The organism is Rhodococcus sp. NPDC060176, assembly GCF_042728675.1.
GTDB lineage: Bacteria > Actinomycetota > Actinomycetes > Mycobacteriales > Mycobacteriaceae > Rhodococcus_F.
The window spans coordinates 73,366-82,635 of record NZ_JBHWYS010000016.1; the positions used below are offsets into that span (position 1 = coordinate 73,366).

10 protein-coding genes are annotated in these 9,270 nt (G+C 56.0%); 6 read left to right on the top strand and 4 right to left on the bottom strand.

Going from position 1 to position 9,270, the window contains the following annotated elements; all coding sequences use genetic code 11:
• Nucleotides 1-74 precede the first annotated feature (74 nt).
• A complete protein-coding gene (locus tag ACFWEM_RS33625) occupies nt 75-1,322 on the bottom strand; it encodes a PucR family transcriptional regulator (protein ID WP_378539978.1) in 1,248 nt (415 codons plus the stop codon).
• Between the two features lie 376 nt (nt 1,323-1,698).
• On the opposite strand from ACFWEM_RS33625, the gene ACFWEM_RS33630 reads away from it, so the two are divergent.
• The 3 genes from ACFWEM_RS33630 (at nt 1,699) to ACFWEM_RS33640 (ending at nt 3,695) form a co-directional block, all read left to right on the top strand.
• Nucleotides 1,699-2,346 (top strand): sulfite exporter TauE/SafE family protein, encoded by a 648-nt coding sequence (locus ACFWEM_RS33630; protein ID WP_378539979.1) that lies wholly within the window; start codon nt 1,699-1,701, stop codon nt 2,344-2,346.
• 229 nt (nt 2,347-2,575) lie between these two features.
• Nucleotides 2,576-2,848, top strand: a complete 273-nt coding sequence (locus ACFWEM_RS33635; protein ID WP_378539985.1) for a carboxymuconolactone decarboxylase family protein — start codon at nt 2,576-2,578, stop codon at nt 2,846-2,848.
• Between the two features lie 76 nt (nt 2,849-2,924).
• Complete coding sequence (locus ACFWEM_RS33640) at nt 2,925-3,695, top strand: enoyl-CoA hydratase (protein WP_378539986.1); 771 nt, start codon at nt 2,925-2,927, stop codon at nt 3,693-3,695.
• 355 nt (nt 3,696-4,050) lie between these two features.
• Here the strand turns inward: ACFWEM_RS33640 and ACFWEM_RS33645 are convergent, their stop codons facing one another.
• From ACFWEM_RS33645 to ACFWEM_RS33655, 3 genes are all read right to left on the bottom strand, one after another.
• A complete protein-coding gene (locus ACFWEM_RS33645) occupies nt 4,051-5,298 on the bottom strand; it encodes a MalY/PatB family protein (protein ID WP_378539980.1) in 1,248 nt (415 codons plus the stop codon).
• 102 nt (nt 5,299-5,400) lie between these two features.
• Complete coding sequence (locus ACFWEM_RS33650) at nt 5,401-5,865, bottom strand: RidA family protein (RefSeq protein ID WP_378539987.1); 465 nt, start codon at nt 5,863-5,865, stop codon at nt 5,401-5,403.
• A gap of 20 nt (nt 5,866-5,885) precedes the next feature.
• Nucleotides 5,886-7,316: an amino acid permease gene (locus ACFWEM_RS33655; protein WP_378539981.1), complete on the bottom strand. Its 1,431-nt coding sequence runs from the start codon at nt 7,314-7,316 to the stop codon at nt 5,886-5,888.
• A gap of 310 nt (nt 7,317-7,626) precedes the next feature.
• Between ACFWEM_RS33655 and ACFWEM_RS33660 the strand changes: the two genes are divergently transcribed.
• The 3 genes from ACFWEM_RS33660 (at nt 7,627) to ACFWEM_RS33670 (ending at nt 9,223) form a co-directional block, all read left to right on the top strand.
• Entirely contained in the window at nt 7,627-8,079 is a 453-nt protein-coding gene (locus ACFWEM_RS33660; RefSeq protein ID WP_378539982.1) for an Lrp/AsnC family transcriptional regulator, read from the top strand.
• 184 nt (nt 8,080-8,263) lie between these two features.
• A complete protein-coding gene (locus ACFWEM_RS33665) occupies nt 8,264-8,839 on the top strand; it encodes a WhiB family transcriptional regulator (protein WP_378539988.1) in 576 nt (191 codons plus the stop codon).
• A gap of 72 nt (nt 8,840-8,911) precedes the next feature.
• Nucleotides 8,912-9,223: a transposase gene (locus ACFWEM_RS33670; RefSeq protein WP_378539983.1), complete on the top strand. Its 312-nt coding sequence runs from the start codon at nt 8,912-8,914 to the stop codon at nt 9,221-9,223.
• Nucleotides 9,224-9,270: the final 47 nt, after the last annotated feature.

Consider the following 9,270-nt stretch of genomic DNA (forward strand, 5'->3'; position numbering starts at 1 on the left):
GATCGCTCAGATCAGGCTGCGGCGTTTGAGTAATCGAGTGGTTCAATGCTTGTTCCAAATCTGGTGCAACTACCTCATCGCGGTTCGACAGTCAGAGCCAATGCGAACAACACGATGTCTTCAGGATGGAGCGGGTTGTGACCAGTTAGCGCGTGAATTCGCTGGAGGCGGTACTTGACCGTATTCGGTTGGACCTGTAATTCCTGCGCCGCTTGCGCGAGGCTGAAGCCAGCCCGAATATAGGCACGAAGTGTCTCGAGAAGGCCGGCCCGATGTGCTTCGTCGTAGAGACGCAATGGTGCGAGCGCCTCACGCTCGAGGTCATCGCGATACGGACTGGCGCGTATGACGTGGTCTAGGAGGGCATCGGAGAATAGATACGCCCGATGTTTGCCCTGGGAAGAGTGTGCGGAGCGGATCGCGTCTTGAGCATCCACATAAGATTGTGCGATCCCAGTCAGCCCATCGTGGGGACGGCCGACGCCGACGACAAAGTCACGCAACTTCGTGGCCAGCCTGTTCATTTGTGTCCGCAGGTCGCCTGCAAACTCCTGGTCGACCTGGAAGATGGCGACGATCTCCTCTTCTCTCAGACCAGCGAGAGCCAGTGTGGGAATCTGGCCGCCAATGAAATTCTCGACAGTCTCCAAAGACCGCCGCAGAAAGTCGTCAGCAGAATTCTTTCCGGGACGCTGGCGGATCAAGACCGCGAAGTACCGGCCATCGACCCTCAACCTGAAAGCCGGAGCATAGTTCACGATGCGTTCGGGTGCGTCCCCCTTGACCAACGCTTCCAAGAAGTCTCGACGCACCATTTCACGATCTTGGATGATGCCGGAAGCTCTCTGAAGGTAAGCCTGAGCGACGGTGGTCGACACGAGATCGACATGTTTCATGATTCGGCCCGCCAACTCAAGTGCTGCAGCCGGATTGGCTTGTGTTTGAGGTGCTCTCAGGACCTCTTGCCAAACTGTATGGCCCCACAATCGATAGGCTTGCAATAAAGCCTGTATTGGAACGCCCTGCTGGAACCGTCGAATAGCGCTGTCGCGGAAGACTTCAAGGTGAGTCTGTGACTCCGTGTCTCCCGGCAACAGACCTTCGAGGATCTCCTCGAAGTTTCGTCGTGCCGTCGGGGCTACATCCTGCTCGATGAAACCATCAGGCAACGACCTGTATTCGACGATCTCCTCTCGATATCGACGCGCGAGCAGCAGTCCAATCTCTTCAGCGCGACCACGTAGATACTCAACCAGGGCTGCGGTGCTGTTTTCCGTTGCCCGTTCGGCGTCGGCGCTCGTCGACGAACAGTTACTCGCCATGTCAGTTTTCTGCCTCAATTACGAAGGTCCCCTCTCTCATCTTCGCACTTGTCAGGGGCGGTATTGGATACGGTACTGCCGATACCGCAAAATACTGGGGTGCTGATTCGCACTTTCATCCGCAGATGGAAGAGCCGAGCTTCGCGACAATTGTCCATACCGGACTGTCTGTAGGCGGTTGGTATGAAGGACTCGACTAGTTGCGGACGGAGTTCAATACCGTGTCCGACAGAGCAGGTGAGCGAAAGACGATCTTTGACAGCGTGTCTCCGCAAGGACAATCGATCCGTTGGCGCGACGCAAACTTCCTGGGGCGTTCTAACTGGCCTGAACAGAGTCGAGAGCGACGAGCACATCGAGCACGAGCAATGCGAACATGATCCTGTTCTCAGCGTTGGCAGTCGCTGTAGCGGGTGCGCTTCACCGCATCTCGGGACTCGGATTCGCAGTCGTCGCAGTTCCGATGCTGATTGTTGTGAACGGTCCAGTGCAAGGAGCGCACCAATTGTTCCTCCTCGGCCTCTGCGTCTCGTTGTTACTTCTCTGTTCGTGTTGGAAGGCTGTCAATTGGCCTTTGGTATCGCGCATTTCGGCCACTGGCCTCGTTTTCGTTCCCCTCGGTGTCTGGATGGCCTTTCGAATGAGCGACGCGCTGATGTCCGTGATGATCGGCGTGGTGCTCGTGACACTGCTTGCGCTGCAGTCCATCTTGTCCCCAAATCGGAAGGCCCAAGGTTCAACTGAGGTTCTCGCGACAGGTATACTACGTGCCGTCAGCGGGCTTTCCGCTGCAGTACTAACGGCATCCGCTATGCGTGGTGAGTGGCAGCAAGAACAGTTCGTCCCAAGTCGTGTTCATCCTCTTGAATGTCGCCGTTTTGTTGGGCCGGGGTATCAACGTGAACTTTCCTCAGACATCGGCGCTGATTCCAGCTCTCGGGTTAGGGAGGCGCGGGTGGATCGCTGTTCAAACGCTAGCTCTCGGAAGGTCAAGCGTGTCAGCTTTCGGTGTTGGTCGCTTTGACTGCGGCGATGTTCTCGGTGGGGCAGGGGGTGATGGGCTGTCTGCAGTGAAGTTCTAGATTATCTGCTCAAGCGCGCCCGATGCGCAGACGCTATGAATATTTAACCAGGCTAAGTGAATACCTGAACAACATTGTCTTGTAACAGATGTTGGCCAATTTGATGGGAATATGATGACTGTAAGGACTCACAATCACCGCACGGCACCACTCGGTGACCATGCCGCTGGGATGGGGCAAGCGCTCGCAGCCTTCAACGCCACGGTTTTTACAGCGGAAGGTCAAATACCTCGAAAATACCGGGAGCCGATGGCAGTGGCAGTCGCACTGACAACCCAGTGCGAAGGGTGCATCAAAGTACATACACACGATGCTGTGGCCGTGGGGGCCACTGACGAGGAGTTAGCCGAAACGACGTACATTGCTGCCAGCCTCCGTGCCGGAGGCGCAGTCGTGTACGGACTTAAATCCCTTGCGGCCGCAGATAAAACGCGAAACAGCTAGAAGTTCAGTTGAATGACGTTGAGAAAAGCTAGATCTTGTCGCCGGCTGGAAGGGTGTGAAAGTGAACAACTCAGGGATGTGCTCGACCGATGTAAGTACCGACGGGCCCATAGTGCGGATCACACTGACTAACTCCGCTCAGCGGAATCCATTGTCGCTAGAGACGATGCGCGAGATCAGGCGAGGACTTGAAGAGATCGGAGAAGATTCGTCAATCCGAGTAATCGTCATCCAGGCAAATGGCCCAGCGTTTTCTGCTGGCCATGACCTCAACGAACTTGTCGGCAGATCATTGGAGGACGAGCGGGAGATATTTGCATCGTGCACGGAGATGATGCAAGCGATACACCGAGTTCGGCAGCCAGTTATTGCTTCTGTGCAAGGGGTCGCGCTCGCTGCTGGGTGCCAACTCGTCGCTGCGTGTGATCTGGCGGTGGCTTCCTCATCTGCCCGATTCGGCACTCCCGGTGTCAAGATCGGCCTCTTCTGTTCGACGCCCATGGTCGCCCTTTCGCGCGCAATCGGACGGAAGCGTACATTACGGATGCTTCTAACCGGCGAGATGATCGATGCAGACACCGCGGAGTCTTGGGGATTGATCAACTTCGTAACTACTCCAGATAATCTCGCGGAGACAACCTCATCACTGGTGTCGGCCGTCGCAGAAGCGAGCGCCTCGACCGTAACAATAGGAAAGGAGTCCTTTTACCGGCAAATTGAATTGACGGAGGACGCGGCTTATTTCGAAATGCAAGAAACAATGGCTATTAATGCGACCAGTCACGATGCGCAGGAGGGGATTACCGCATTTCTTGGCAAGCGGGCACCAGTCTGGCGCGACAACTAACCGTAGGTACTGACGACAAAAAGTGTTGAATGGGCAGATTCGCACGGTTGCCCAAGATCGTCTGTGCAGTCTGGACTCAGTCACGAACCGATTGCAGTGCCTGCACTTGTTGTGCTGAGGTTGGAAACGAAAGATATGGTGAGGGAAGCTAGTTCGTTCGAGGAGCGCCGGTTTCAGTGCCTTCCGTCACTACTGTGCTGTGAACGAGTCTCGCTGACCAGACGTCCTCAGGGGCGGGCTGGATGCAACAGGTCAGTCGGCGCGATGCGAGTCCTGTCTACCTCGCATCGCGCCGAAATCGACACCTTCGCTCTTATCATTGCGCGACTCGCCCAGGTTGGGCCTTACGAGTCGATCACAATCTGGTCAAAGCCGTACGGTCAAAACGTCCGTATTCATTCCAGACTGCTTCCATTCGTTGAACTGCTGTGGAGAGAATGTCCTGATTGGTGGCGAAATTCAGTCGAACATGACCACTCCCGCCGGAGCCGAAAGCCGAGCCGGCCGACAGAGCGACTCGTCCCTTATCGAGGAATGCTGCAGCTGGGCCTGCGCTCAACGTAACGAGCCCGCGTTCTACAGGTTCATCGCCATCCAGGTTCAATTCCCGACAGTCCAACCAAGCAAGATAGGTGCCTTGCGGTGGGACGAATCGAACCGGCGGCAAATGCTCGATGAGCAGGCTACTGAGGAGGCGACGATTCGCATCTAAACCCGCGAGCAGTGCATCCAGCCAGTCACCGGAATCACGAAAAGCGGCTGTATGTGCGATGATTCCTAAATGGCTGGGACCATGGCTGACCTCTTCAGGAAGTCGAGCAAGGTCTTCGGCGGCAGCGGAGCCGGCTATCGCGAGCCCAGCTTTCAATCCAGCTAGATTCCAACCCTTAGACGCGGACATCAGGGAGAGCGCCGACTCGCTGCCAGGAATGCTCAGATACGGAGTGAATTGGGCTCCCGCTAGGACTACTGGTGCGTGGATCTCATCGGCGATGACGCGAACACCGTATCGGTCGGCCAAGGTCGCGACCGCCGACAATTCCTGCTGCGTATGAACTGTTCCCGTAGGGTTATGGGGGTTGCACAGCAGGTACACTGCTCGTCCGTTTTTGGCGGTGACTTGCTGGAAAGTTTCTTCCAGATTCTCGAGGTCGATGCGGTTGCTGCTGCTCAGAGGTGACTCGATGACGACACGGTTCATGTGCTCGACGAAAGAGTAAAAAGGTGGGTACACCGGCGAATTGACAATGACGCTATCCCCATCTGAGCTAACCAAGCGCAGCATCTCTACGACACCCATCATGACGTCGGGAACGATGGCCGTCCTTTCCACATGTAGTCCGGTCCACCCCCATCGGTCTTGCGCGAATCCACTTAGCGCTTCCGCGAGCTCTACGCCCGCGGGATAGCCCGTATCGCCAGCGGAGAGTGCGTCGTTCAGTGCTCGGTGGATCGGTTCGGCGAGCATCACGTCCATTTCGGCTACCCAGAGTGGAAGTACATCGGCGCCATGGGTGCGCCACTTCATGCTGCTGCGTTGCTGGAGTTCAGGGAGAGTCAGTTCTTGCAAAGGGTTTACGAGAACAGGTCCGTGGTTCAACATTTGATCCTTCGTTCGTGTAAGTCAGTGACGGACATGTCGTTGCGCTCCGCTCGGCTAAACGAGAGGGAACAACCGCCACCGGTGAATTGGCGTAAGCGCAATTCAGCTCTTGAGTTCGAAGTGGACTTCTACTTCTACGGGAGCGTCGAGCGGTAGTACCGCGACACCAACCGCGCTACGTGCATGCACACCTCGCTCACCGAAAATCTCGACGAGTAGTTCGCTCGCACCGTTGACGACACCTGGCTGCCCAGTAAACGACGGATCGGACGCGACAAAGCCGACAACCTTCACAACCCGTTGAATGCGTCCTAGATCGCCGACCACCGTTTGCGCCGCGGCCAATGCATTCAAAACGCAAATCCGGGCCAGGCTATTGGCTTCGTGAGCGCTCACTTCCGCCCCGACCTTTCCCCTCATTACTAGCTTCCCGTCCACAAGTGGGAGTTGCCCAGAGGTGAAGACGTAAGATCCGGTGCGGACGGCCGGCGAATATGCAGCCAGTGGTGCTGCGATGGGAGGTAGCTCAAGTCCCAACGAGCTAAGTACCTGCTCGATCGTTGTTATCTGGGTGTCTTGATTGTCGATCATATTCGTTCCGTTCGTTTAGCTAGGGTGCGTGAATTTCTATTGCTGATTGCAAAGCCGATAGTGAGCGCGGTCAGCCAGATGATCCAGACGTATATACCGATTCGAGTTTCTTCGTTGAGTGCCATCAGAATGGCAACAGCTCCGAGAAACAGTAACGCGATCCAATTGGTCACAGGCGCGCCGGGCATCCGAAAGTCGTTGACGGGCAATATGCCCGAACGGACACGTGCACGATATCGTAGGTGGGCAAGCAAAATCATGATCCAGGTCCACAGACCCGCGCATGTGGTTACGGAGGTGATATAGACGAAGGCCTTGTCGGGAGAGAACACGTTGATTAGGACTCCGATTCCCATCACCAGTGTGGATAACAGCAGTGCAGGAAGTGGCAACTGGCGAGGACTGAGTGACCGCATAGATCGCGGGGCCTCTCCATTGACGGCAAGACCGCGCAACATCCGCCCTGAGGAGTAGATGCCTGAATTGCATGCCGACAGTGCGGCACTCAAGACCACGAAATTCATGATGCCTGCAGCTGCTGGCACACCGACCTGGGCAAAGACTTGTACGAAGGGACTGACTCCAGGGTGATACGCCGTCCAAGAAAACACCGAAAGAAGTACAATGAGTGAACCCACGTAGAAGATGCCGATCCGCACTGGAAGGGTGTTGATGGCTTTGCGTAGTGTTTGCTTAGGATTCTCCGCTTCGCCGGCAGTAATTCCGACCAGTTCAATGCCGATGTAGGCGAAGATGATGCCCTGCATTGCCAGCATTGCCTGCCACGCACCATGAGGAGCGAACCCTCCGTCTGCCCACAGGTGGGTAATCGAAGCAGTGTCACCTGCTGCGGAAAAACCAAAGGTAAGTACACCTATTCCGATGACTATCATGGCTACGATGGCGACGACTTTGATTGTGGAGAACCAGAATTCGAGCTCGCCGAATACCTTAACCGAAATCAGGTTTGCACAGAATAGAAGCGCAAGCGCTGCGGCCGCTGTTGCCCAGGCGGGAACTGCCGGCCACCAAAAATTGATATATGCGCCCGCAGCGGTGACCTCAGACATGCAGGCGGTTACCCATAAAAGCCAGTACGACCAACCAGTCGCGAAACCAGCGAAGGGGCCGAGGAACTCACGTGCGTGATTGGCGAAGCTACCGGATGTTGGAGAGTAGGTAAGCAGTTCGCCTAGTGCGCGCATTACAAAGTAGATGATCACGCCAGCAATGGCGTAACAGGCAATAAGACTGGGGCCAATGGCGTTGATTCCTCGACTTGCTCCGTAGAAAAGCCCGGTGCCGACGGCACCGCCGATAGCAATCATTTGGATTTGTCGCGAACCGAGACCGCGGCGATAACCGTCATCGGAGGCGATCTGTTTGGTTCCGTCTTCACGGAACTGCCCGACCGGTGGTGAGGTCATGGTGGGCTACCTTTCATCGTGCACGCAATGCCTGCTCGCTTACGCGGTGGCCGTCGTGGCGGGGTGGCATCCTGCGATCTGCAGGGTCGTTGCGCGTTAAGCAACTGCCAGGGCTGGGCGGTGCTTTGCGGCGCAGGTGCGTCCAATTGATCGCTAGCGCAATTGGTTTCGCGAACTGTGAGTGCGTGCGTGGGGGAGAAGGGATGGAGCAATCCCACGCTTCGTTGCATGTAATGAAGATAGCCGTCCTGCTGCCGAAGATGTTTCGAAGTATTTCCCCTAGGGTTGATTTTGAGGAAGGATATTCTGTATGGATGCCGTAGATAGGAAGATGCTTGCTGCTCTACAGGAAAATGGTCGGCTGTCGCTCACCGATCTCGCAGATAGGGTGAGTCTGAGCCTGTCTTCGTGTCATCGAAGATTGCGCGAACTCGAACGTGTCGGTGCAATCAAGGGGTACCGGGCCGTCGTTGATGCCGCGCAGCTGGGCCTGGGTTTCGAGGTGTTGGTGTTCGTGACGATGAGGCAAGAAGACAGGAGGACGCTGCAGGCGTTCGACACTGCAGTTTCCCGGATCCCTCACGTGGTCCAAGCTCAACGGTTGTTCGGCGATCCCGACTATCTATTGCGAGTCGTCACTGCTGATTTAGAGTCCTATCAGAGGCTTTACATGGAAACATTGGCTGAACTGCCCGGTGTTCAACGACTGAACTCAACGATCGTGATGGAGCAAGTCGTCGACCAGCGTCCGCTTCCGGCGTAGGCTATTGAGCGATCCGGCTCGTTCGAGGGCTGCGTAAACGATTCGCCGGAGCCTTGCGTCGATTCTTCTCGGCGACATCCGAGCTACCCACTGGGAGAATCTGCCGCCGCGACCAGCGGGCGCTGTGGCGTATGAATTGATCGCCGTTGAGTAGATCGACGCAGTCACGTGAGAACGGAAAATGATGCCTCCAACGAAAATTCCCTCCCTTCGCCCGCTCGCCGCTGATTGGGATTGGCAACTGCTTGCCGAGTGCCGATTTGTCTCCAGCAACATCTTCTTCCCCGAGGAAGGGGAAACCAGATCGGCGCGGCTTCGACGTGAACGTGCTGCCAAAGACGTCTGTGCGGGCTGTATCGTCCGGCTTCAATGTCGTGAGCACGCTTTCGGCGTTGGTGAACAATACGGTGTATGGGGAGGAACCTCTGAAATTGATCGGCGCGCGAAGATCGCTGGCAAGCGTGTCACACAAGACTCTACTGAAATATGCTCTACGCGTGCACAATTGAACTCTCCTTTTACGGTCTCTCAAGGGGAGTCCTCCGAGAGACTGTCCGCCATCTGTTCGTTGGAAGATCTGGGCTCTTCCAGCAGGCACACTGAACATGGAAGCGCCACAGCCGAAGCTCGGATTACCCCCGAGGGCGCTGCGTCGGCGCCCCGTACGCGACTAACTATTCGGCCAACCTGCAAACCTCCTGGCCGTTGGGCACGTTCAACAAAGGAACATTCACCGCAGGAGTTCCTCATAAACATCTAAATTGTTAGCGCGCGAAGACAGTGAACCGTGCCGGGTTTGATGCCGCATCCGTTTTTGTGAAGGATGCAGATCATGCCCAAGCGTTACCCACTCGAGCAGCGTGAGCGAGCGGTCAGGATGGTCCTCGATCACCTCGACGAATATCGGTCCGTCTACTCCGCATGCCAGGTGATAGGCCCGAAACTCGGCATCGGTGCCGAATCGCTGCGGAACTGGACCAAGCAAGCCCAGATTGATGCCAACGAAGTTCCCGGTGCTACTTCTGCTGAACGCCAACGCATCAAAGATCTCGAGCGCGAGAACCGAGAACTCAAGGAAGCCAACGAAATTCTGAAGTCGGCATCGATTTTCTTCGCGAGGGAACTCGACCCTCGCCGCCGCTGATAGTCCAGTTCATCGACGACATGCGTGCACAAAATTTCAGGGTCGAG